Raw genomic sequence first — 23,127 nt, forward strand, 5'->3', positions numbered from 1 at the left:
GGACCCACGATCAACAAAATTCAGCCCGTTAGGGTAAGAAAACTCGGCCGCCCTACGCATAGCCATCGTCTCGCTTGGGTAAACTCGGCCGCCTTTCCGACCGAGCCGATCATGAGATCACCGGGAGCGGTCCGACCGCTCCACGGCACCCGTCCTCTTCCTCACGGTTACCACGCGTGGCCTGCTCCACGCGCCCTACGCCGTGCCCGCCACCGCCGACAGGCGGTGTACGTCCCGTGCCGAGCCGGTGACGCCGCTCAGGAACCCGCTGGCCCGCGGTGAGGCCGACTCGGTGAGCCAGGCGGGGTCGATGTCGCAGACGGCGACGCGCACGTCGGTGCCGGCCAGCGCCAGCGGGAGGGTGTGGACGACGGTGGAGGGGAAGCTGAGGATGGTGCGGCCGATCGGGCCGCGGCGGGCGATCAGCTCCAGCGGGAGGTCGGGGCGGACGATCTGCAGGCCCGTCTCCACGGCCAGCCGGTGCAGCTTCACGGCGCTCTCGCGGCGGTGGGCGAAGTAGCGGGCCGCGCCGTGGGTCTTCGCCAGGGCGTGCACGGCGTCCACGTAGCGGTCGGCGTCGACGACGCCGGTCTCCACCAGGGAGGTGCCGACCATGTCGGCGCCCTTGGTGATGCGGGGCGGGCCGAAGCGGGACCTGGTCCAGGCGAAGTCGTTGGCGGTGACGGTGGCGCCTTCGGGGACGTCCTCGATGGGCATGGAGGAGAACACCGACACCTGCCGGTCCGGGGCCGGGGTGAGGCGGTGGCGGGCGGACCGGGAGACCGGGGCGAAGAGCAGGTCGCGCGGGCCGGGGCGGCTGCCCTTGCGGTGCCAGCGGACCAGGCGTTCGCCGTGGGCCAGCTGGGTGACGAACTCCATCGTGGCCGTGCCGTCGTCGACGACGACGAGGTCGTGGGCGCGGGTGATGGTGAGGAGCAGTTGCACGTAGCGGGAGAACGGGTCGCCCATGACGATCCGGTCCGCCTGGCGCAGCGGGGTGGTCAGGCCGCCGACCGTGCGGAAGGGGGCCGTGGCGCCGCCGCGCGCCTCCTCCCAGCGGATCTCGTGGCCCTCCTTGCGGGCCAGTTCCGCCATGCGGCGCAGCTGGCCGCGGGTCATCGGGTCGACGGGTGAGAGGACCACGAGGGTGAGCTCCGCGCCGGGTGCGCGGGTGTGCGCCCACTCCAGCACGTTCAGCAGTTGTACCGGGCTCTCGACGAAGGCGAGAGTGCGGGGGCCGGCGTTCCCGGCGCGGGGGCTCATCGGTGGGGGACCGTCCCGTGGTGAGTGACTCGGTGGCCGGGGATCAGACGGTGACGGGCTCGCCCGCGGCGGCGGCGATCTCCGCCTCGGCGACGACGCCGGTGACGCGGCGCAGCTTCTTCATCGGGCCGAGCTCCGAGTCGTAGACCTTCTTGACGCCGTCGCCGAGGGAGGCCTCGATGGTGCGGATGTCGCGCACCAGGCGGGTCAGGCCCTGCGGCTCGACGGAGGCGGCCTGGTCGGAGCCCCACATGGCGCGGTCGAGGGTGATGTGGCGCTCGACGAAGGTGGCGCCGAGGGCGACGGCGGCCAGCGTGGTCTGAAGACCGGTCTCGTGGCCGGAGTAGCCGATCGGGACGTTCGGGTACTCCTGCTGGAGGGTGTTGATGACGCGGAGGTTCAGCTCCTCGGCCTGCGCCGGGTACGTCGACGTGGCGTGGCACATGAGGATGTTGTCGCTGCCGAGGACCTCGACCGCGTGGCGGATCTGCTTCGGGGTGGACATGCCCGTGGAGAGGATGACCGTCTTGCCGGTGGCGCGCAGGGCGCGCAGCAGTTCGTCGTCGGTCAGGGAGGCGGAGGCGACCTTGTGGGCGGGGACGTCGAACTTCTCCAGGAAGGCGACGGCCTCGGTGTCCCACGGGGAGGCGAACCAGTCGATGTTCTTGGTCCGGCAGTAGTCGTCGATCTGCCGGTACTCGTCCTCGCCGAACTCCACGCGGTGGCGGTAGTCGATGTACGTCATCCGGCCCCAGGGGGTGTCGCGCTCGATGTCCCACTGGTCGCGCGGGGTGCAGATCTCCGGGGTGCGCTTCTGGAACTTGACGGCGTCGCAGCCGGCCTCGGCGGCGGCGTCGATCAGCTTGAAGGCGTTCTCCAGCTCGCCGTTGTGGTTGATGCCGATCTCGCCGGTGATGTAGACGGGGCGGCCGGGGCCGGCCTCGCGGGTGCCGAAGGTGCGGATGCGGGAGTTGGTGCTCATGGCAGGGGGTTCCTTACTTGGACTGGGTGAGCGTGGGGGTGGTTTCGGAAGCGGGGCCGAGGGCGTCCAGGGACGGGCCGAGCAGCCAGGCCGCGATCTCCCGTACGGCGCCTTCGCCGCCGGGGACGGTGGTGACCGCGCGGGCCGCGCCGCGTACGGCGTCGTGGGCGCTGGCGACCGCGACGGGCCAGCCGACGAGGGCGAAGCACGGGAGGTCGTTGACGTCGTTGCCGACGTAGAGGACGCGTTCGGGGGCGATGCCCTGTTCCTCGCACCACTGCTTGAGGGCGAGGTCCTTGCGGTCGATGCCGTGCAGCACGGGCAGCTTGAGCTTGCGCGCGCGGGCGGCGACGACCGGGTTGACCTCCGTGGACAGGATCAGCATCGTCAGGCCGCTGCGGCGCAGGGCGGCGATGCCGAGTCCGTCGCCGCGGTGCACGGAGACGAACTCCCGTCCGTCGGTGTCGATCAGCACCCGGTCGTCGGTCTGGGTGCCGTCGAAGTCGAGGACCACGGCGTCGATGTCGGCCGCGGTCGGCAGGGCGCCGGGCCGGGCCGTGTCGAAGTGCGGGGCGAGGGCGCGGGCGCGGGCGAGGTCGTGCGGGTCGTCGATCTCCAGGACGCGGGCCGGGTCGGTGCGGACCAGGTCGGTGCGGCCGAAGAAGCGGTGCTGGTGCTTGCGGAAGCCGGGGGCGGCCATGGCGTAGGCGGCGCCGGTCTCCAGCAGGTCCTGGGGGCGGTCCTGGCGGCGGGGGCGGCAGGCCTTGTCGTGGTTGACGCCGTGGCCGCCGTCGGCCCCGCCGGGCTCGTCGGCGCCGTCCCGCCAGACGAAGCCGTGGAAGGGGGCGACGGTGACGGCCGTGTCCGCGCCGTCCTCGACGACCGCGCCGGCCACCCCGTCGACGTCCTCGCGGACCAGGAAGGGGCTGGTGCACTGGACGAGCAGCACCACGTCGACGGCGGCGCCGTGCAGGGCCTCGTGGGCGTCCATGGCGTGCAGCACGGCGGCCTCGGAGGTGGCCGTGTCCCCGGCGATGGCGGCGGGGCGCAGCACCACCTCGGCGCCGGCCTCGCGGGCCGCCGCGGCGACGGCCTGGTCGTCGGTGGAGACGACGACGTCGGTCACGAGGCGGGCAGCCAGGCACTCGCGCACCGCGCGGACCACCAGCGGGACGCCGCCGACGGGGGCGAGGTTCTTCGCGGGCACTCCCTTGGAGCCGCCGCGGGCGGGAATCACGGCGAGCACCCGGCGCACCGAAGCGCCCGGGCCCGCTTGGCTGTTGGACATGGCAACTGCTCCTTGCGCAGGTGTCGCGGGGACCGCGGACGCCGCGGACGGGACCGCAGGGGTCTCGGGTGACGGGTCGGCATCGGGGACCGCGGCTCCCCCGGGGGCCGGGACCGACGCAGGTGTCGAGGCCGGTCCGGGAATCGGGGTCGTCACAGCTCCCCCATCCGGCGGATCACCGGGGCGACCCGCTGGACGCCGTGCCGGTAGGCGCCGCGGGCCGCGCGGCGGACGACCTGGCGGACCGGGCCGGGCGCGCGGTCGGCGGCCGGGGCGCCGGGCAGCGGCGCGCCGTCGGGGGCGAGGTGGTGGCGGGCGAGGATGCCGGGGAGGTAGCCGGGGGCGGTGACCGGTGTGTAGTAGGGGGCGAGCGGGGGCAGGCCGGCGGGCCGGGAGAGGAGGGCGGCGATGCGCTTGCGGGCCTCGTCGAACGCGGTCTCGTAGCCGCCGTCCGCCGCCACCCCCTGCCGGGCGACCCACTCGGCGTCGGGCGCCGGGCGGTGCCCCGCGTCGAGCTGGTCCCAGGAGGCGAGGCAGCCGGAGCCCACGAAGTGGTGGTTGCCGAGCGCCTCGCGCACCCCGAGGTCGGTCAGGACGACCGTGGGGATGCGGCGGTGCAGGGATTCGAGGGCCGCCGTGGAGCTGACGGTGACCAGCAGGTCGGTGCGGTCGAGGACCTCGCCCATGTGGCCGTAGACCAGGCGGAAGTTGGGCGGCGGGTCGGCCCGCTGCACCAGTTTCTGGTAGGGCAGCTCCTCGATGTGCGTGGTGTGTTCGCCGGGCCGGGAGCGCAGCTTGAGCAGCACCTCGCGCTCGGGGTGCAGGCGGGCGTGCCGGATCAGGCGTTCGAGGAGGTACGTACGGTCCTTGCGGCTGTCCGGGACGGAGGGCTGTGCGGCGAAGACGACCGTGTACGGGTCGTGCTCACCGCCGTGGGCCGCTCCGCCGAGGAAGGGCAGGGCGACCTCGGTCACCGCGGCGGTGTCGGCGCCGACCCCCTCGTACACGGCGCGGAAACGCTCCGCGTCCTGGCGGGAGTTGGCGAGCACGAGGTCGGCGCCGTGGCGCAGGAGCAGGCCGTCGGCGAGCTTCTCGTAGACGACGCCGACGTAGCCGGTGACGACCACGGGCCGCTCGGCGCGGTCCCGCCAGACGCGGCCGAGTCCGTGCAGCATGGCCTGGACGCCGCCGCCGACCAGGGCGAGGACCAGGACGTCGTACGGCTCGCCGTCGCCTTCCCCCGCGCCCTCCATGGCGCGCAGGAACTCGACGGCGGTCACCTCGCGCAGCGAGTCCGCGTCGACGCCGACCTCCCGCAGCTGGCGGGCGGTGGGGGTGGCGCGGCCGCGCAGGAGGTAGCCGTCGAGGTGGATCTCCGTGTCCCCGGGGCAGACGCGGGTCGCGGTGAGCGCGCCCCATTTCCACCGGGTGTCGGAGTCCGCCAGGACGGCGACTCGCAGGGCCTTCGTTGCACTTGCTGGCACGTCGTAGACGCTAAAAAGGAATTTCTAGGAACCGCCCAACCGGAATCCAACAGATGGTGAACAGCACATCGCCGAATGGGAAATCGGGCCGCGCGCAGTATCCGACAGCGCCCGCTTCACCGCTTCGACACGCCTCGTTCACCGCGTGTCAAGGTTCAGGTAAAGCACGGTGCCGGGCCGGCACCTAACGTCATTCGCGTGCCCAAGCTCTCCGTCATCGTGCCGTTCTACAACGTGCGGCAATACGCTCCCGACACCCTGCGGAGTCTGCGCGCGAACGCGCGGGACGACTTCGAATTCATTCTCGTCGACGACTGCTCGTCCGACGGGACCGCGGACCTTCTCGCGCGGGCCGAGTCCGAGCTGCCGGGGGCGGTGCTGGTCCGACACGAACGAAACGGCGGGCTGGCCACCGCCCGCAACACCGGCATCGACCGGGCGCGCGGCGAGTACCTGACGTTCCTGGACGGCGACGACTGGCTGGCCCCCGGCTACTACGAGCGGCTCCTCGCCGCCATCGAGGAGCTGGGCTGCGACTTCGTGCGCACCGACCACGTCCAGTGCACGGCACGGGCCCGGGTCGTGCACCGGGTGCCGCACGGCCGCCGCAACGTCTCGCTGCGCCCGCGCGACGCGATCCTCCCCGCCCACCGGTCCACCTCCGTCGACTACGCCTACGCGTGGGCCGGCGTCTACCACCGCCGGCTGGTCGACCGGGGGCTGCTGCACTTCACCGACGGGCTGCGCACGGCCGAGGACCGGCCCTGGATCTGGAGACTCCACCGGGAGGCGGAGTCGTTCGCGGTGACGGGGCTGCTCGGCGTCTTCTACCGGCGCGGGGTGGCGTCCTCGCTCACCCAGATCGGTGACGTCCGCCAGCTCGACTTCATCCGCGCCTTCGACGAGGTCGTCGCGGGGGCGGCCGAGGACGCCGACGCCGCGCGGCTGCTGCCGAAGGCCGTGCGCACGTACTGCGCGATCATCTCCCACCATCTCGGTTCCGTCGAAAGGTTCGAGCCTGCCGTGGCCCGCAAACTGAAGGCGATGAGCGCCGCCGCCCTGCGGCGGATGCCGCAGGGCGCGCTCGACGAGGTGCTCGGCTCGATGGACACCGAGCGGGCCACGCTGCTGCGCCGGCTGCGCCGCCGCGGACCGCAGGGCGCGGAGGTGGCGGCGTGAGCACCCAGATCTTCCTGGCGTCGACGCTGTACGGCACGGCGACGCTCGCCGCGGCCCTGGACGAGGGCTGCTTCGCCCCGGCCGACCGGCGGATCCTGCTGGTCTGCAACAACGCGGCGACGCCCGAGACGACGCCCGCCCTGGACGAGATGCCCGGCTTCGAGCGGCTGCGGTCGCGGTTCGACGACGTGGTGTCCTGGAACGAGGCGATCTTCCCCTTCCATCCCGGCGGATGGTCGCCGCGGGTGGAGGACGCGCCCCTGTGGGAGCGGCATCTGCGGTTGCTCTGGGACCTGGGCGAGGACGACGTGGCGCTCGCCGTGGAGTCCATCCAGGTGCATCCCGCGCTCGGCGTGGCGCAGATCTTCACCGACGCGCCTCTCACCGTGTACGCCGACGGACTGATGAGTTACGGCCCCACCCGCAACAAGCTCGACCCGCTGGTCGGCACCCGCGTGGAGCGGCTGCTCCACCTCGATCTGGTCCCGGGGCTGGCTCCTTTGCTGCTGACCGAGTTCGACGTCCCGGCCCGGATCGTGCCGACCCCGGCGTTCACGAAGGTGCTGGCGGAGCTGGCGGACACCGACGCCGCGCTGCCCGGCGGCGAGGGGTCGGCGCTGCTGCTCGGCCAGTACCTGTCGGCGCTGGGCATCCTCACGGCCGAGGAGGAGGAGGACCTGCACGTCCGGATGCTGACGGGCGCCGTCGGGCTCGGCCACTCCCGGGTGGTGTTCAAGCCGCATCCCACGGCCCCGGCCCGCTTCACCCGCACCCTGGAGCAGGAGGCGGAGAAGCTCGGCGTCGAGCTGACCGTGCTGGACACGCCGGTCCTGGCGGAGGTGCTGTACCGGCGGATGCGCCCGGCGCTGGTCGTCGGCTGCTTCTCCACGGCCCTGCTGACCGCCTCCGCGCTGTACGGCCTGCCGGTCGCCCGGGTCGGCACGGAGACCCTGCTGGACCGGCTGACGCCGTACGAGAACAGCAACCGGGTCCCGGTCACCATCGTCGATGCGCTGCTGCCCGAGCCTGCCGACCGGGACGCCGTCGCCGAGGGGCGGCGGGGCCTGGGCACCGAGGCCCTGGCCGCGCTGGTGCGGGCCGTGGGGTACGCGATGCAGCCCAAGATCCTCCCCGAGCTGCGTCCGGCGGCCGAGGAGTTCCTGCGGACCGGCCTGGACGCCCGCACCCGCCGGTACTTCAAGAAGCGGCGGCTGACCTCGCTGGGCCTGCCCGGCGGGGTCCCGGAGCGGCTGGCGTTCCTGCCGCGCAACGCCGCGGCACGCAGGGTGGTGCGACGGGCGCGGGCCATCCGGCGCTCGATCAAGCGGTGAGGTCGGGCCCGGTTCGGGCCGCGGTCACCGGAGGGCGTCCGCCTCGGCGGACGCCCTTGCCGTTTCGGGCCCGGGCGCCCTCCCCGCGTGCGGCAGCATGATCCAGCGGGAGACCACGAAGGTCACCGGGATCGCCGCCGCGGAGGCCAGCAGGGGGGCGAACCGGCTGCCGGCCCGCAGCACGTCGACGATCACGTACACCCCGGCCGTGGTGATCGCGAAGTTGGCGGCGTTCGTCAGCGGGAACAGCAGGAACTTCCGCCAGGTGGGCCGGGTCCGGTAGGTGAAGCGGGCGTTCAGGAAGAAGGACCCGACCATGCTGAGCAGGAACGCGAGGACGTGCGCGAGGAGATAGGGCAGGCGCGTGAGGAGCAGCAGGTAGAGACCGTAGTACAGGCCGGTGTTGACGACGCCGACCACGGCGAAGGTCGCGATCTGCCTCGCCATCGGACGGGTCTGGGCGGTGGGCATCAGCGGATGAGGTCCTTCGTCCGTTCCACGTTGGTCGCCTTCACCAGGAAGTGCGGACGTCCCTTGACCTCGTAGTAAATCCGGCCGGTGTACTCCCCGACGACGCCCAGCATCACCATCTGCACCCCCGCGAGCGCGGTGACGACGGTGATGATGGTGACATACCCGGGGGTCTCCACGCCGTTGACGAGCGCGGCGCCCACGATCCACGCCGTGTAGAGCCCGGCACAGGTCAGCAGCACCATGCCGAGGTGGAGGGCGGCGCGCAGCGGACGGTTGTTGAACGACAGCAGGCCGTCGAGGCCGTAGTTGAGCAGGGACTTCAGGGACCAGGAGCTGCTGCCGTGCTCGCGTACGGCGTTCTCGTACTCGAAGGTGGTGCTGGGGAAGCCGACCCACGCGAACAGGCCCTTGGAGAAGCGGTTGTACTCGGTCAGGCCCAGCACCGCGTCCACCACGCGCCGCGACAGCAGCCGGAAGTCGCCCACGCCGTCGACGAGTTCGACGTCGACGAGCCGGTTGACCAGCCGGTAGTACAGGCGGGCGGTGAGGGTCCGGGTGAACCGGTCGCCGCGCCGGCTGCGCCGGGCGAGGACCTGGTCGTAGCCCTCGTCGCGCAGCTCGACCATGCGTCCGATCAGCTCCGGCGGGTGCTGGAGGTCGGCGTCCATGACCACCACCGAGTCGCCGGAGGCGTGGCGCAGACCGGCGAGGAGGGCGGCCTCCTTGCCGAAGTTGCGGCTGAAGGAGACGTAGCGGACGCGCGGGTCGTGCTCGGCGAGCTGTTCCAGGAGGGTGAGGGTCCGGTCGCGGCTGCCGTCGTCGACGTACACGAACTCCATGTCGTGGCCGAGCGGCAGCAGGTCGTCGGCGACCTTCTGCACGGCGGCGTGGAAGCGTTCTATGACGTCTTCCTCGTTGTAGCAGGGGGCGACGATCGATATGAGCATGAGGGTCTCCGGGGCGCGGTCAGAGGGCGCTGGTGAGGCGCTCGCGCGGGCGGGTGGCGGGGCGGAGCGCGGGATCGTGTGCGGAGCGCCGTCGGCGGACGGCGGTGAGGGTGCCGAGCAGGACGAGGGTCAGGAGCGAGGCGCCCCCGACGGCCGCGCCCAGCCGCAGGCCGGGCGGGTGGAAGGTGCAGGTGACGCTGGTCGCGGAGCCGTCCAGGGGGACGGCGATCAGCCCGTAGTAGGTCCCGGCGGGCTCGGCCGCGGCCCCGTCCGCCGCGCACCGCCAGCCGGCGATGCGGGGGGCGGCGAGGACGGCGGTGCCCGTGCTGCCGGCGGGCAGCTGGGCCCGGACGGTGCCGTCGGAGACGGTCACCTGGTCGGCGCCGGTGGCCTTGAGCTGCTGGACGGCGGTGCGCAGCCGCGCGGTGTCCAGGCAGCCGACCGCGCCGTCCGGGACGGTGCCGGTCCGGGTGGGCGACAGTTCGACGCGGACCCGGCCGGACGGCGGCGCGGTGCCGAGCCGCTGCATCGCGGCGATCTTGGCGGCGTCGGAGGTGAACCGGCCGGTGAGCGGGCGGGCCGGGGTGTCGGTGAGGCGGGCGGTGCCGGAGAAGTGCGGCGCCCACAGGTAGACCTCGCTGCCGGCCGGGCACTGGGCCGCGATCGTCGGCCGCCGTGCGGCGGCGGCCTTCGTGCGGGGGGCCTCGATCACCGTGCCGGTCCGGCCGTCGGCCGCCCGGTCGCCCGCTGCCCGGTCGCCGGTCGCCCGTTCGCCGGTCGCCCGTTCGGGCTGCTCGCCGTCGCCGGTGCGTACGGTCAGCGCGGGCACGGTGTAGACGCGGCTGCCCAGCAGCAGTTCCTGGTTGCGGTAGGGCGACGGGCCGAACGCGTCGACGCCGGTGCGGGCGCCGGGAGCGGTGGGCGGCCGGACGGTGACCAGGGGCGGTACGTCCTGCCGGGACACGGTCACCGGGGTGCGGTCCCGGGGATTCCACCGCTGGTGCTGGTCCGGCGGGGAGTGCACGCGCGCGCCCACGGAGAAGATCGCGTCGGTGACGGCGTTGTCCAGGCTCTGGACGTTCCGGCCGCGCGAGGTCCAGCCGTCGCCGAGGGCGGTGAGGGTGCGGCTGAGGACGTCCGCGGTCAGGCTGCTGTAGTACTGGGCGCCCTGGCCGCCCACCACCATCGGGTCGTTGCCCACGGTCTGTTCGCGGCCCGGGTCGGTGCGGTGGGCGGGCCAGCCGTCGGCCCCGGACACCGCCTGAGTCTGACTGCGCTGCCGGTCCCCCCAGGACGCGTAGTCGTCCAGGTGGTTCAGCCGCAGCCGGGTGGCCACGGCGGAGGTGGCGGCGGTCTCGCCGAGCTGGGCGCCGACCAGGAGGGCCACGGCGAGCCCGGCGAGCGCGGTGCGGCGGCGCGCGGCCGCTCCCCCCGCACCGGAGGCGGCACCGGCCCCCGCACCGGACGCGGCACCGGAAGTAGCACCGGACCCGGCACCGGAAGCAGCACCAGACCCGGCACCGGACGCGGCGTCCGCCGTCCCGGCGTCCGCGCGGCGCAGCAGGAGCAGCCCGCCGAGGGCTCCGGCGACGGCCAGGAGCAGCACGGGCCAGGCGTAGGAGTGCACCAGGCCGCTCCGGCTCGCGACGGCGGCCGTCAGGGCGAGCAGCCCGCCGGCCGCGCCCAGCGCGCGCGGGGCGGGTACGCCGTAGGACAGCGTGTGCCAGGCCGCGATCACCAGCAGGGCGCACAGGACGAACGTCTGGCGGTAGGGGCTGCCGTTGGGGGTGGCGAAGGCGTGCCAGGCGAGATGGGTCGGCGTCCACTGCATCGACAGCGCGACCGCGACGGCCAGCCCGCTCCACCCGGCGCGCACCCGCACGGGGGCGGCCCGGTGGAAGGGCAGGGCGAGGGCCAGCAGCAGCGCGGTGGTGCCGACGAAGAGCGCCGGGCTGCCGAATCCGTACGTCGTGGGCAGCAGCCGGGCCAGCACGTCCTCCGTGGCGACCGGCGCGAAGTGCGTGACCCGCCCGGGGTAGGCGTGCTTGGTGCCGAAGTAGACGACCGTGACCAGCGGGGCGGCCAGGCCGACACCCAGGGCGACGGTGACCGCGGCGCGGCCGGCCGCCGCCGGCGCCCGGCGCCGCGGGAGGCCGCAGAGCCAGAGCCGGAGGAGCAGGAAGAGGCCGGCGCCGAGGGTGGCCATGTAGGCGGTGTAGAAGTTGGCGATCCAGGTGAGTGCCACGACGAGCACGCCGAGCAGCCGGCGCCGTCCGCCGAGCGCCCACTCGCCGACCAGGCACAGCAGGGGCAGGGCGACGAGGCCGTCGAGCCACATCGGGTTGTACGAGGCGTCGGCGATCGACCAGCCGCACAGCGCGTACGCGGCGCCCAGCAGGCCCGCCGCCCACCAGCGGCCGGGGCGCAGCCGGAGCAGCAGCCAGGCCATGGCGGCACCGGCGCACGCCGTCTTCAGGACGGTGACCACGTAGACGGCGAGGTCGATCTCGTCCCTCGGGAACACGCCGACGAGCAGGGCGAAGGGGCTGCTCAGATAGGTCCCGAGGTCGGGCAGGAAGCTGGAGCCGAACCCGGACTGCCAGTTGACGAGCAGGCCGCCGTCGGACCGGCCGTGCAGCAGGTCCCACAGATGGGCGTGGAACGGCACGTACTGGTTGCCCAGGTCGTTGACAGCCCGGGTGCGCGGGCCGAAGGGGTAGCTGCGCGCGACGGCGTCGGCCGCGCAGAACGAGGCGACGGTGAGGGCCGCCGCGAGCAGCGCGGCGGCCTGTCGCGGTCTGCCGCGCAGGGTTGAGCGATTCATTCTCGGCGGGCCCCAAGCCATATTCGTCGCGTACAGCGCCTCGTGCGGGGACGTCACTCCCTGTGCGCTTGTCCGATCGATTAGACCGGGGCTGTTCCTACCTGGATGTGCAATCGCCGGTGAACAATGGACGAATGATTAATGACCGAATGCGAGCGGAGTCCGGCAAGCCGATCAATTCCCGGCGCACGCCGTCACTTCAGAGGAAGACGGCGCGTATACGGGAAATGAAGCACCGGTAAATTCCGCCTTTCCTTACGGTCTTCCGACGGAATGCGGGGTCCTTTCCCTAGGCTAGCCTTTACGCCACCTCCCACGTGCTCCACGCACTGCCGTGCGCCCCCCATGACGGATAGAGGCTCTTGCTCCATGAACAGCCGTTCCCTGCTCCACAGCTCGGTTTCCCGGCGTCTGCTGCGCCCCGTCGCCGACCTCATAGACCAGCGCATCGAGCGGCAGGTCCGCTCGGCGGTCCGCCGCTCCGCCGCCCCGGCGACCGCGGACACCGCACGACTGGTCCGTGACGTCGAGGCACTCAGGCACCGGCAGCTCACCGTCGAACTGCTGCTCGGCCCCGGCGGCCGCGGCATCTCCCGCATGGTGGGCGAGGCATCCCTGGAGCACCTGTACGCCGAGGTCGCGGCCCTGTCGGGCGACCGCGACGCGGCGGAGCGCAACGTCGCCGCCGCCTTCCGGCTACTGGTGGCGCTGGAGTCGCTGGGCGTCGGCCGGATCGCGGGCGGCACCATGAACATCTGCGGCAAGCTCGGCACGATCCCCCTGCTGGACCCGCCGAACGACGAGATCCTGGAGATCGGCACGCTGTACGGCATGTTCTCCGCCGGCCTCGTCCGGATGATGGAGCGCGACGGCCGCAACCCCAACCTGACCATCGTCGACCCGTTCGCCGGTGTGCAGCTCCAGCCCGGCACCGACCAGCGCCCGGACCCCACGGGGGCGCCGGTCGACGAGCACGCCGTGCGCACCAACCTCGCCCTCGCCGGTCCGGCGGGCGCGGCGGCACGCATCCGGCAGGGTTTCTCCGAGGACCCCGAGACCCGGGCGGCCGTCTCGGACCGCGACTACGGCGTGATCGTGGTGGACGGCGACCACTCGGCCGAGGGCGTCGCCAAGGACCTCGAGTGGGCCGAGGAGATCGCCGCGCCCGGCGCGATCGTCGTCCTGGACGACTACGACGACCCCAGCTGGCCGGGCATCAAGGACGCCCTGGACGACCGCCTGAAGGGAAGCACCCGTTTCACGTTCCTGGGCAAGGCGGCCCGCTCGGCGTATCTGCGGGCGGCCTGAGCGGCTGCGCGGTGTGCTGGGCCGGACACGTTGGGCAATTCGTGCGATTTTCTGACCGTCGGATCGCGCGTACCCCCTCCCTTTCGGCGACCCAGGGGGCATGCTCCCCTCATGGCCACTGCGCAAGAGACGCACGAGTACCCCGGTGAGCTGAACGACGTCCCGGGCTGGTTCTGGCCGCTCGACCAGGTGCTGTTCTCCTGGTTCCTGGAGCGGCAGGAGCGGCTGGACACCCGCGGCGACCTGCTGGAACTGGGCGCCTACCTGGGCAAGAGCGCGATCCTGCTCGGGCACCGGCTGCGGGACGGCGAGAAGCTCACCGTCTGCGACCTGTTCGGGGCTCAGCCGCCGGACGCGGCCAACCGCGCGGAGGCGGCGAAGTCGTACTCCTCCCTCACCCGCCAGGCCTTCGAACGCAACTACCTCTCCTTCCACGACGCCCTGCCGACGATCATCCAGGCGCCCAGTTCCGCGGTCGTCGGCGAGGTGGCGCCCGGCAGCTGCCGCTTCGTCCACGTCGACGCCTCGCACCTGTACGAGCACGTCGAGGGCGACATCGGCGCGGCCAAGGAGCTGCTGGGGCCCGACGGCATCGTCGTCCTGGACGACTTCCGCAGCGAGCACACCCCGGGGGTCGCCGTCGCGGCCTGGGAGGCAGTGCTCAACCGCGGGCTGCGCCCGGTCTGCCTCAGCAGCCAGAAGCTGTACGGCACCTGGGGCGACCCGGATCCCGTGCGGGAGGAGCTGATCGCGGCGTTCCGGGGGCGCGACGACATCGCCGTGACCGTGGAGCAGGCCGCCGGGCACCGCCTGGTGCGGACCCGGGCCAAGGTCAAGCGGCTGCGGCCGCCCTCGCTGCCGTCCTCGCGGCACCCGGCGCCGGTTCCGTCCCCCGAGGCGGGCCGGACGGACGCCGCACCGGTGCCGGAGCAGGCCCCGCAGCCCCGTCCGGCGCCGCCGGCGGCCCGGACGGCCCGGCCGTCGGCCCGACGGGACCGCACCCGCAAGCTCGCCCTGGACCTGCTGCCGCCGCTCGTCACGCGTGCGGTACGCCGGTACCTGGCGGCACAGCGGGCGAAGGCGGGCGGCGCCGGCCGGGCGGCGGGAGCCGCTCAGTCGAGGCCGTAGGTCGCCGCGACACCCTCGATCACCAGGGCCAGCGACTCCTCGAAGTGCCGGTCGTAGTCCGTGAAGATCTCCGCGCCCGCCGCGGCCGTCAGGGGGTAGTCGGCCAGCAGGCGGGCGCGTTCCTCCACGTCGAAGCCCTCCCGGCGCTCGCCGGGCAGGGGCTCGACGCCCTGTTCCTCGGTGACGAAGCCGAGGGTGAACAGGTACGTCGTCGTGGTCGCCCGGACCGCCTGCGCGAGGGTGAGCCCGGCGGCGGTGAACAGCCGCAGGGTTCCCTCCATGTACTCGGCGTGCACCGCGCCGGTGAAACGTGAACCGCTGAACACCTTGGCGCCGTCGCGGTAGGCGAGCAGGGCGGCGCGCAGGCCGCGGTTGGCCGTGAGCAGCCGTTCCCGCCAGGTGTCGGCCGGGTCCAGGGGGGTCCCGGCGATCATGCGCCGGTACATCTCGGTGGCCATCTCGTCGAGCAGGGCCTGCTTGTCCTTGAAGTGCCAGTACAGGGCGGGCGCCTTCACGTCCAGCTCCCTGGCGATGGCGCGCAGGGTCAGGCCGTCGAGGCCGACCTCGTTCAGCAGTTTCAGCGCCGTGTCCGCGACCCGTCGGCGGTCGAGGGGGGCGCGTCGTTCCGTACTCACGCTTGACAGCTTAACGGCGATAAGTCCATCCTCGGACCCAGACGGGACTTAACGACGTTAAGGAGAGTTGCCGTGAATGTCACGGATACGCATGTCGCGGGCACGGATGTGCCGGACACGGACGTACTGATCGTCGGCGCCGGCCCCACCGGGCTCACCCTCGGTGTCGAGCTGGCCCGGCGCGGCGTGCACGCGCTGGTCCTGGAGGGCGCCGGGGAGCTGTTCCCGGGCTCGCGGGGCAAGGGCTTCCAACCCCGCACCATGGAGGTCTTCGACGACCTCGGCGTCGTCGACGCGCTCCACGCGGTGGGCGGCCCCTACCCGATCGGCATGATCTGGCGGAACGGCGAGCGGGTCGGCGAGCACCACATGTTCGACCCGGCCGAGCCGAGCGAGGACTCGCCGTACAACAGGGCGTGGATGGTGCCGCAGTGGCGCACGCAGGAGATCCTGGCGGCGCGGCTCGCGGAACTGGGCGGCAGGGTCGCCTTCCGCCACGAGGTCGTCGGTGTCGCGCAGGACGCGGAGGGCGTCACCGCGCACCTCTCCTCGGGCGGGACGGTGCGCGCCCGCTACCTGGTCGCGGCGGACGGCGGCCGGTCGGCGGTGCGCCGCGCGCTGGGCATCGGCATGACCGGCGAGACCGTGGACCCGAGCCCGACGCTGGTGGCGGACGTCCGGATCAGCGGCCTGGACCGCGACAACTGGCACGTCTTCCCGCCGGGCGACGGCGTCGACCTGCTCGCCGTCTGCCCCCTGGCCGGCACCGAGGACTTCCAGGTGATGGCGCGGTTCCCGGAGGGCGCGGACCTGGACACCTCCGCGGACGGCGTCCGCAAGGTCGTCGCGGAGCGCTCGCACATCGCCGCCGAGGACGTGACCGAGGTCCGCTGGGTCTCCGACTTCCGGCCGCGGGCGGCCCTGGCCGACCGTTTCCGCGACGGCCGGGTCTTCCTCGCCGGCGACGCGGCGCACGTGCACTCCCCCGCGGGCGGCCAGGGGCTGAACACCAGCGTCCAGGACGCCTACAACCTGGGCTGGAAGCTGGGCGCGGTGCTGAAGGGCGACGCCCCGGCCGCGCTCCTGGACAGCTACGAGGAGGAACGGCGCCCGATCGCCGCGCAGATGCTCGACCTGTCGACCGCCGTCCACCGCGGCGAGGTACGGCGCGGCGGCGCGACCCGGCAGCTGGGGATCGGGTACCGGGACTCGTCGCTGACGGTGGAGACGCGGGGCGCCGTCGGCGAGGAGGCGGTACGGGCCGGGGACCGCGCACCCGACGGCCGGGTGGACGGCGTACGGCTCTTCGACGCCTTCCGCGGGCCGCACTGGACGCTGCTGGCGCTGGGCGTCGACGCGCCCGGCGGCGGCGTGGGCGCCGCGGTGCCGGTGGTGCGCGGGGGCGCCCACGGGGCGTACGGGGCGGGGCTGTTCCTCGTCCGGCCGGACGGGTACGTGGGGTGGGCCGGGGACACGCCGGACGGCCTCGGCGCCTACCTGGGCCGGTTCGGGCTGGGCGCCTGACCCCCCGGCCAGGCCGCCGTCAGAACGCGTCCGAAGGGACGTAGGTCCCCCAGACCTCCCGCAGCGCGTTGCACACCTCGCCGACCGTCGCGCGCGCCCGCAGCGCGTCCTTCATCGGGTACAGGACGTTGTCCTCGCCCTCGGCCGCCTTCTTCAGGGCCGCCAGGGCCGAGTCCACCGCCGTCTGGTCGCGCTCCGCGCGGAGCGCGGCCAGCCGGTCGGCCTGCTGGGCCTCGATGGCCGGGTCGACGCGGAGCGGCTCGTAGGGCTCCTCCTCGTCGAGCTGGTAGCGGTTGACGCCGACCACGACCCGCTCGCCGGAGTCGGTCTCCTGGGCGATGCGGTAGGCGGAGCGCTCGATCTCGCTCTTCTGGAAGCCGTGCTCGATGGCGTTGACCGCGCCGCCGAGGTCCTCGACCTTGCCCATCAGCTCCAGCGCCGCCGCCTCGACGTCGTCGGTCATCTTCTCCACGACGTAGGAGCCGGCGAAGGGGTCGACGGTCGCCGTCACGTCCGTCTCGTAGGCGAGCACCTGCTGGGTGCGCAGGGCGAGGCGCGCCGACTTGTCGGTGGGCAGCGCGATGGCCTCGTCGAAGGAGTTGGTGTGCAGCGACTGCGTGCCGCCGAGGACCGCGCCGAGGCCCTGCACGGCGACGCGCACCAGGTTCACCTCGGGCTGCTGGGCGGTCAGCTGCACGCCCGCGGTCTGGGTGTGGAAGCGCAGCATCAGCGACTTGGGGTTCTTCGCGCCGAACTCCTCCTTCATCACCCGGGCCCAGATCCGGCGGGCCGCGCGGAACTTGGCGACCTCCTCCAGGATCGTCGTGCGGGCCACGAAGAAGAAGGAGAGGCGGGGCGCGAAGTCGTCGACGTCCATGCCGGCCGCGACCGCGGTGCGCACGTACTCGATGCCGTCCGCGAGGGTGAAGGCGATCTCCTGCGCGGGCGAGGCACCGGCCTCGGCCATGTGGTAGCCGGAGATCGAGATCGTATTCCACTTCGGGATCTCGGCCCGGCAGTACTTGAAGATGTCCGCGATCAGGCGCAGCGACGGCTTCGGCGGGAAGATGTACGTCCCGCGCGCGATGTACTCCTTCAGCACGTCGTTCTGGATCGTGCCGGTGAGCTTGTCGGCGCTCACGCCCTGCTCCTCGGCGACGAGTTGGTAGAGCAGGAGCAGCAGCGAGGCCGGGGCGTTGATCGTCATCGACGTGGAGACCTTGTCCAGCGGGATCCCGCCGAACAGCACGCGCATGTCGTCGATGGAGTCGATGGCGACGCCGACCTTGCCGACCTCGCCGCTCGCGATCGGCGCGTCGGAGTCGTGGCCCATCTGGGTGGGCAGGTCGAAGGCGACCGACAGGCCCATGGTGCCGTTGGCGATCAGCTGCTTGTAGCGGGCGTTGGACTCCGTCGCCGTGCCGAAACCGGCGTACTGGCGCATCGTCCACGGCCGGCCGGTGTACATGGACGGGTACACGCCCCGGGTGAACGGGTACTTCCCGGGCTCGCCCAGCTTCTCGGCCGCCTCCCAGTCCGCCAGGGCTTCGGGCCCGTAGACCGGTTCGATGGGCAGCCCGGACTCGGACTCGCGCGTCATGGTGTGATGCCTCCCGCTGAGCACATGTTCGACCTCATCGAACTACCCGTCATCTACCCGTCATCTACCCGCCGGTACGGGCCGATCCTTCGACGGACTGTATCCGCGCGCGTGCGCCCGGTGGAGAGGCGCACCCTGGGACCTTCCTCACAGCCCCGGAGCGGGCCCGGTCACAACGATGCCGTGCCGTTCGCGGCGCGTCATCCCGGGGAACATTTCTGGGGACGTCCGTGCGGGGCCGTGAGACGACGGGGGGCCGTGATGCGTATGACGGGCATGGGGAGCACGGGGCGGGTGGTCGCCGTCGCGCTGGGGGCCGTACTGGTGGCGGGCGGCTGCACCGTGCAGGGCACGGGGCCCGACGGCAGGGGCCGCGCGCCGGTGCGCATAGAGGTCACCGGCCACCCGCCGAAGAGCACGCCGGCCCCGGACCGGCACCGGCCGTCGAGTGCGCCGCCGGCCGCCCCGGCGGCGGCCAGGGTGCTGTGGAAGCGGGGCGACACCGGCCGGGACGTCCGCGAGCTGCAGGCCCGGCTGCGCCAGGTGGAGTGGCTCGTGGACGGGCCGACCGGGACGTACGACGACCTGACCGAGCGCGCGGTCAGCGGTTTCCAGGGCAAGCGCGGGCTGCCGCGGACCGGGCGGACGGACACCGTCACCTGGCAGCGGCTGCTCGGAATGTCGCACGAGCCGGGCAAGTGGGACCTGTACCTGATGGGCGGCCAGCCCGCCGCCGCGCCCGACCCGCGCTGCACGAGCGGCCGGGTGCTGTGCGTCAGCAAGTCGAGCCGCACGCTGCGCTGGATGATCGACGGGCGGACCGTGTCCACGATGTCCGTGCGCTTCGGGTCGCAGTACACCCCGACCCGGGAGGGTGTCTTCCAGGTCTACTGGAAGTCCCGCCACCACGTCTCGACGCTCTACGACTCGGCCATGCCGTACGCCATGTTCTTCAGCGGCGGCCAGGCCGTGCACTACTCCTACGACTTCGCGGCCCGCGGCTACGCGGGTGCCTCGCACGGCTGCGTCAACGTGCGGGACGAGGCGGCGATCGCGGATCTGTACGCGCAGGTGAAGACCGGCGACAAGGTCGTCGTGTACCGGTGAGGCGGTGCGGCGGCACGACCGCCGGGCGGCGAATGGGGCGCGGGCGGGACCGGGGGAACGTGTCCCGCCCGCGCCGAGGTGCACGAGCCGCAGGTACGGGGGGAACCCCGGCTCAGTGCGAAAGCCGATGACCAGTCGGCTCACTCATTACTGCGTCACGGCGGCCGAAAGTGTCACACCCCCGGCGAGAAAAATCCCCGCCGCCCACGAAAGCGCAGGTCAGAGGGGATCGAGTGGGCTAGTTAGGCGGCGTGGAGCGCGCCGGTGTGCTGCGGCTGGGGCCGGTGGGCCGGGGAGGTGTGCGGGCCGTGGGCCCGGTCGGGGTGGTGGGGGCGAGCGGGGTGGTGGGGACCGCGCCGGGGCGGGGCTATGTCGGCGTCGTCCTCGTCGCCGCCGTTGCCGTCGTCGTCGCCCTTGCCCTGGCCCTTGCCTTTGTCCTTGCCCTGCCCGTTGCCCTTGCCGTTGCCCTTGCCTTCGCCCTCGTCGCTCTTGCCGTCCTTGCCGTCCTTGCCGCCCTTGCCGCCGGCGTCGCTCTTCTCGCCCTGGCCGTCGCCGTCGCCGGTGTCCCCGCGGAGCTCGCCCTCCCGGACCGGCCCTCCGGGGGTGGCCCGGCCGGTGTCGTCCCGGCCGCCGGTGCCGGTTCCGGCGAGGAGGGCGCCGCAGTACTTCCCGACCCGCGAGGCTCCCCCGGCCGCCTCCTTCAGCGCGTGCCGGTGGGCGGTGTCGAGTTCCTTGCCGGCGCGCACCTTCCGGCAGGACGCGGCGAGGCTCGACCGCCGGCCGTCGGAGCCGCCGGGGTTCCGGTCGTCGGCACCGCGGTCCTGGGCTTCGCCGCCGTCCCGCGCGGTGCCCCCCTCGGGCGCACCCGGGGTGGCACCCGGCACCGACCCGCCCTGCACGCCGTCCAGCGGCGAGGGCGGGGCGAGCGGACGGCCGGGGGAGGCCGCGGCCGAGACGGTGGCGGCGGGTTCCGGTTCGGTGCGGTCGAACGGCGTCGGCAGCACTCCGGTTCCGGCCGCGGCCGCCACGCCGCCGATCATGCCGACGGTCAGCGCGGCGGCCAGCCCGAGTCGCAGCGGGCGGCCCCGGCGCGGCCGCCGGGCGCCCTCGCCGCGCGAGCCGACGCGGACGGGACCGGCGCCGGAGAGCCGGTCCGCGGCACCGTGCCCGACGGCGGCCGAGACCCCGGCCGACGCGTCGGCCTGCTCGGCTCGTACTTTGCGGAAGGCCGCCAACGCGGCGGCCTCGCCGGGGAGTTCCTCGCCGGCCGGCACCGGCGGGGCGAGCGCGCCCAGGGCCGCGAGGAGTCGTTCGGCCCGGTCGCGAACCGCGGGGTCGGCACCTTCCAGTGGCTCTCCGCGCAGCAGGAACTCCGCCGTTTCGCGGTCCAGCCACTTGTCCTGCTCGTCGGCCATCACATGTCCTTCTGCGTCCGCGCACGCGTATGCGTCACACTCGCGGACGTCACCGCACGGCCGTGCGGTTCTCGCTGCGGCGGCAGGGCGTCGAGCCCGCCGCCGGATTCCGGATCGCCGCCGAGCAGTTCGGCCAGGCGCTTCAGGCCGCGGTGCGCCGCCGTGCGGACGGCGCCCGGCCGTTTGCCCAGGGTCTCGGCGGCGCTCTTGGCGTCGAGGCCCATCACCACGCGCAGGACGACCGCCTCGGCCTGGTCCTGGGGCAGCCGGGCGATGAGGGAGAGGGTGCTGCCGGTGGCCAGTGCCTCCATGGCCTCACCCGCGGTGTCGGACTCCGCGGGCCGGCCCGTCAGCTCCGTCTCGTCGCCGCCGATCACCGGCCGGCGACCGCGCATGCGGATGTGGTCCAGCGCGCGGTTGCGGGCGATGCGGGCGGCCCAGCCGCGGAAGCGGTCGGCGTCGCCGTCGAACCGTTCCAGGTCACGGGCTATCTGGAGCCATGCCTCGGAGGCCACGTCCTCGGCGTCGGGATCGCCGACGAGCGTGCGCACGTATCCCAGCAGGCGCGGCTGCACGGCGCGGTACACGGTCCGGAACGCGGTCTCGTCCCCGTCCTGTGCCGCACGCACCGCGGCGGTCAGCTCCGCGTCGTCCCCCAGCACCGAGAAGCCTTTCTGCGCCTGAGCCGGCGCCGCTCTCGCGGACGCGGTCCTCGCCGTCGTGGTTCCTCATCGATGGTTGCGGTGGTCTCCCGCAAGCCCCTGGCGGGAGCGAGCCCCCGCGCTGCACCGGCGCGAATGGCACGTTACGTCTTGAAACCGCCACTCGTCCATGTCCCCCTCGCATTGCCGTACAAGATGCAACTAACCCGTGACGCGGTGAGGTGTGACAGAAAACGCACTCCCGGCGCTGAAGGGAGTACGGGCCGCCGCGCGGCCCGTGCCGCGCGACGGCCGGGGCCTCTCCTGTGGGGGGTGGCGGCCCCGGCCGTTGCCGGCACACACCCGCCCACCTGGCGCGATGCGGGCACTTCCGCGCCAACGGCCTATGGGTGGTCCAGGTCCGGCACCTGTGCCGCGATGCCGCCGTCGCCGGCCTCCGGGTCGGCGCCGCCGTCGCCGAGGATCCCGCCGGCGCCCCCTTCCGCGCCGGTGTCTCCCGTACCGCCGTTCCCCTCGTCGTTCCCGCCGGTGCCGTTTCCGGCACCGGTCGACGGTCCCGGCCCGGTCGGCAGGCCGAGCCGGTCGAGCTGGTCGGCGCAGTAGGTCTCGACGCGCTCCGCACCGCCCGCCGCCGCGACCAGCCGCCGCCAGGCGGCAGCGTCCAGCGACTTGCCGTTGCCCGCCAGCCGCTCGTACACGCGGCACTGTGCCTCGGTGTCCCGGCCGACGGACGGGGGGCCCGGGGGCGTGGAGACGCGGGGAGGCGCGGATGTCCCCGGGGACTCGGAGGCGCCCGGGGGCGTGGTCGCGGGGTCCGTGGTGCCGGGGCCCGGCGTGGTGCCCGGTGGGGTGGCGGCCGGCCGGGCCGGGGCGTCGTCGGAGACGGCGGGCGGGCGGGTGCGGTCCGGGCCGCCGTCGTCCGAGGCGGAGCCGCCCCCGCCCACGGCCGCGTAGGCGACGCCGCCCAGGGTGAGGCTCGCCAGCAGGACGGAGAGGGCCGTCCTCGGCGTGCGGCCCTGGTGCCGCCCGTCGCGTGGCCGCCAGTCGTCCCGCCGCCGGGTGCGCGCGGCGCGGGCCGGTTCCGCGTCCCGGGCGGCCCGGAAGGCGGCCAGGGCGCGGCGCTCGCCCTCGGTGTCGGCGCTCTCCGCCCGCAGCGCCGCGGCGAGCAGCACCTCCGTGCCGGGCACGCCGCCGGGGGCGGGCCGGGGACCGGTGTCGCGGCCGTCACCCGCCTCGTGCCGTGCGCCCATGCCCGCCTCCGCTCCCGCTCGGTCCGCGGGGCCGCCGCCCGCGGCGCCCCTCATGTCGACTCCCCCAGCGTCCTGGGACCGTCATCCGTCACACCGTCGGCCCCCAGCTGCCGGGCGAGCCGCTTCAGCCCCCGGTACGTCGCCGTACGCACCGCGCCCGGCCGCTTGCCCAGCACACGCGCGGCGGAGGGCCCGTCGAGCCCGACGACGACCCGTAGCAGGACGGCCTCGGCCTGGTCGCGGGGCAGCGCCGCGACCAGGCCGAGCGCGGCCCGGGTGGACAGCGTCTCCAGTACCTGTTCGTGCGTGCTGTGCGGACCGGGCAGGTCCAGGACGTCCTGCTCCAGCGCCGTGGGCCGGGGCCGTACCTTCTGGCGGCGCAGGTGGTCCAGGGCCCGGTGCCGGGCGATCGTCGCCGTCCAGCCCCGGAAGCCGGCGCCGTCGCCCTTGAAGCGTCGCAGGTCACGGGCTATCTCCAGCCAGGCGTCCGCCGCGACGTCCTCGGCGTCCTCCCCGACCAGCCCGCGCACGTAGCCCAGCAGGCCGGGCTGCACGAGCCGGTAGGCGACCGCGAAGGCGGCCTCGTCACCTTGCTGGGCCCGCGCGACGGCCGCGCCCAGTTCCCCGTCGTACGCCTGCACGCGGCGGGGTTCCCCTCGCTGGCCCAAGAACCGTCCTCGTCCGTACCGAGTCCTGCGCGCGCTCCGATGCGCGCCCCCCAAGGTC

The 23,127-nt window shown here is 73.7% G+C and carries 19 protein-coding genes; 6 read left to right on the forward strand and 13 right to left on the reverse strand.

Going from position 1 to position 23,127, the window contains the following annotated elements; translation table 11 throughout:
- Positions 1–195 precede the first annotated feature (195 nt).
- The 4 genes from R2E43_RS14120 to R2E43_RS14135 all read right to left on the reverse strand — a co-directional run bounded on the left by R2E43_RS14120 (position 196) and on the right by R2E43_RS14135 (position 5,017).
- A complete protein-coding gene (locus R2E43_RS14120) occupies positions 196–1,263 on the reverse strand; it encodes a hypothetical protein (RefSeq protein ID WP_003974090.1) in 1,068 nt (355 codons plus the stop codon).
- 43 nt (positions 1,264–1,306) lie between these two features.
- Positions 1,307–2,245 (reverse strand): N-acetylneuraminate synthase family protein, encoded by a 939-nt coding sequence (locus R2E43_RS14125; protein WP_003974091.1) that lies wholly within the window; start codon positions 2,243–2,245, stop codon positions 1,307–1,309.
- Between the two features lie 13 nt (positions 2,246–2,258).
- Positions 2,259–3,533 carry an N-acylneuraminate cytidylyltransferase gene (locus R2E43_RS14130; RefSeq protein ID WP_332056246.1) on the reverse strand — a complete coding sequence of 425 codons (1,275 nt, stop codon included), beginning with the start codon at positions 3,531–3,533 and terminating at the stop codon, positions 2,259–2,261.
- Positions 3,534–3,685: 152 nt separating this feature from the next.
- Complete coding sequence (locus R2E43_RS14135; protein ID WP_003974093.1) at positions 3,686–5,017, reverse strand: DUF6716 putative glycosyltransferase; 1,332 nt, start codon at positions 5,015–5,017, stop codon at positions 3,686–3,688.
- 198 nt (positions 5,018–5,215) lie between these two features.
- Here R2E43_RS14135 and R2E43_RS14140 point away from each other — a divergent pair, with 198 nt between their 5' ends.
- Entirely contained in the window at positions 5,216–6,196 is a 981-nt protein-coding gene (locus R2E43_RS14140; protein ID WP_003974094.1) for a glycosyltransferase family 2 protein, read from the forward strand.
- Positions 6,193–7,527, forward strand: a complete 1,335-nt coding sequence (locus tag R2E43_RS14145) for an alpha-2,8-polysialyltransferase family protein (protein ID WP_030872141.1) — start codon at positions 6,193–6,195, stop codon at positions 7,525–7,527. Before R2E43_RS14140 ends, R2E43_RS14145 begins: the two co-directional genes overlap by 4 nt.
- A 24-nt stretch (positions 7,528–7,551) precedes the next feature.
- On the opposite strand, the gene R2E43_RS14150 is transcribed toward R2E43_RS14145, so the two are convergent.
- The 3 genes from R2E43_RS14150 to R2E43_RS14160 are packed head-to-tail and all read right to left on the reverse strand — an operon-like array spanning position 7,552 to position 11,772.
- The gene (locus tag R2E43_RS14150; RefSeq protein ID WP_003974096.1) at positions 7,552–7,998 is read right to left on the reverse strand and encodes a GtrA family protein; all 447 of its coding nucleotides are present in this window, start codon (positions 7,996–7,998) and stop codon (positions 7,552–7,554) included.
- Positions 7,998–8,948, reverse strand: coding sequence for a glycosyltransferase family 2 protein (locus R2E43_RS14155; protein WP_003974097.1), 951 nt, complete (start codon positions 8,946–8,948; stop codon positions 7,998–8,000). Before R2E43_RS14155 ends, R2E43_RS14150 begins: the two co-directional genes overlap by 1 nt.
- 19 nt (positions 8,949–8,967) lie before the next feature.
- Positions 8,968–11,772, reverse strand: coding sequence for a YfhO family protein (locus tag R2E43_RS14160; RefSeq protein ID WP_332056247.1), 2,805 nt, complete (start codon positions 11,770–11,772; stop codon positions 8,968–8,970).
- A gap of 369 nt (positions 11,773–12,141) precedes the next feature.
- Between R2E43_RS14160 and R2E43_RS14165 the strand changes: the two genes are divergently transcribed.
- Positions 12,142–13,080 (forward strand): class I SAM-dependent methyltransferase, encoded by a 939-nt coding sequence (locus tag R2E43_RS14165; RefSeq protein ID WP_319710175.1) that lies wholly within the window; start codon positions 12,142–12,144, stop codon positions 13,078–13,080.
- A gap of 111 nt (positions 13,081–13,191) precedes the next feature.
- Positions 13,192–14,208 (forward strand): class I SAM-dependent methyltransferase, encoded by a 1,017-nt coding sequence (locus R2E43_RS14170; RefSeq protein ID WP_106518307.1) that lies wholly within the window; start codon positions 13,192–13,194, stop codon positions 14,206–14,208.
- Here R2E43_RS14170 and R2E43_RS14175 read toward each other — a convergent pair.
- The gene (locus R2E43_RS14175; protein ID WP_003974101.1) at positions 14,193–14,843 is read right to left on the reverse strand and encodes a TetR/AcrR family transcriptional regulator; all 651 of its coding nucleotides are present in this window, start codon (positions 14,841–14,843) and stop codon (positions 14,193–14,195) included. The genes R2E43_RS14170 and R2E43_RS14175 overlap by 16 nt on opposite strands.
- Before the next feature lie 72 nt (positions 14,844–14,915).
- Here R2E43_RS14175 and R2E43_RS14180 point away from each other — a divergent pair, with 72 nt between their 5' ends.
- Complete coding sequence (locus tag R2E43_RS14180; protein ID WP_106518306.1) at positions 14,916–16,367, forward strand: FAD-dependent oxidoreductase; 1,452 nt, start codon at positions 14,916–14,918, stop codon at positions 16,365–16,367.
- 19 nt (positions 16,368–16,386) lie between these two features.
- On the opposite strand, the gene R2E43_RS14185 is transcribed toward R2E43_RS14180, so the two are convergent.
- A complete protein-coding gene (locus R2E43_RS14185; RefSeq protein ID WP_003974103.1) occupies positions 16,387–17,967 on the reverse strand; it encodes an acyl-CoA mutase large subunit family protein in 1,581 nt (526 codons plus the stop codon).
- Between the two features lie 261 nt (positions 17,968–18,228).
- Here R2E43_RS14185 and R2E43_RS14190 point away from each other — a divergent pair, with 261 nt between their 5' ends.
- Positions 18,229–19,074 (forward strand): L,D-transpeptidase family protein, encoded by an 846-nt coding sequence (locus tag R2E43_RS14190; RefSeq protein ID WP_016327105.1) that lies wholly within the window; start codon positions 18,229–18,231, stop codon positions 19,072–19,074.
- A 242-nt stretch (positions 19,075–19,316) separates the two neighbouring features.
- Here the strand turns inward: R2E43_RS14190 and R2E43_RS14195 are convergent, their stop codons facing one another.
- The 4 genes from R2E43_RS14195 to R2E43_RS14210 all read right to left on the reverse strand — a co-directional run bounded on the left by R2E43_RS14195 (position 19,317) and on the right by R2E43_RS14210 (position 23,069).
- Complete coding sequence (locus tag R2E43_RS14195; protein ID WP_332056248.1) at positions 19,317–20,489, reverse strand: hypothetical protein; 1,173 nt, start codon at positions 20,487–20,489, stop codon at positions 19,317–19,319.
- A complete protein-coding gene (locus R2E43_RS14200) occupies positions 20,489–21,151 on the reverse strand; it encodes an RNA polymerase sigma factor (protein ID WP_003974105.1) in 663 nt (220 codons plus the stop codon). The genes R2E43_RS14195 and R2E43_RS14200 overlap by 1 nt, the downstream gene beginning before the upstream one ends.
- Before the next feature lie 383 nt (positions 21,152–21,534).
- Complete coding sequence (locus R2E43_RS14205; RefSeq protein WP_332056249.1) at positions 21,535–22,455, reverse strand: hypothetical protein; 921 nt, start codon at positions 22,453–22,455, stop codon at positions 21,535–21,537.
- Positions 22,452–23,069, reverse strand: a complete 618-nt coding sequence (locus R2E43_RS14210) for an RNA polymerase sigma factor (RefSeq protein WP_046247785.1) — start codon at positions 23,067–23,069, stop codon at positions 22,452–22,454. The genes R2E43_RS14205 and R2E43_RS14210 overlap by 4 nt, the downstream gene beginning before the upstream one ends.
- Positions 23,070–23,127: the final 58 nt, after the last annotated feature.

This window comes from Streptomyces violaceoruber (assembly GCF_033406955.1).
GTDB classification, from domain to species: domain Bacteria; phylum Actinomycetota; class Actinomycetes; order Streptomycetales; family Streptomycetaceae; genus Streptomyces; species Streptomyces violaceoruber.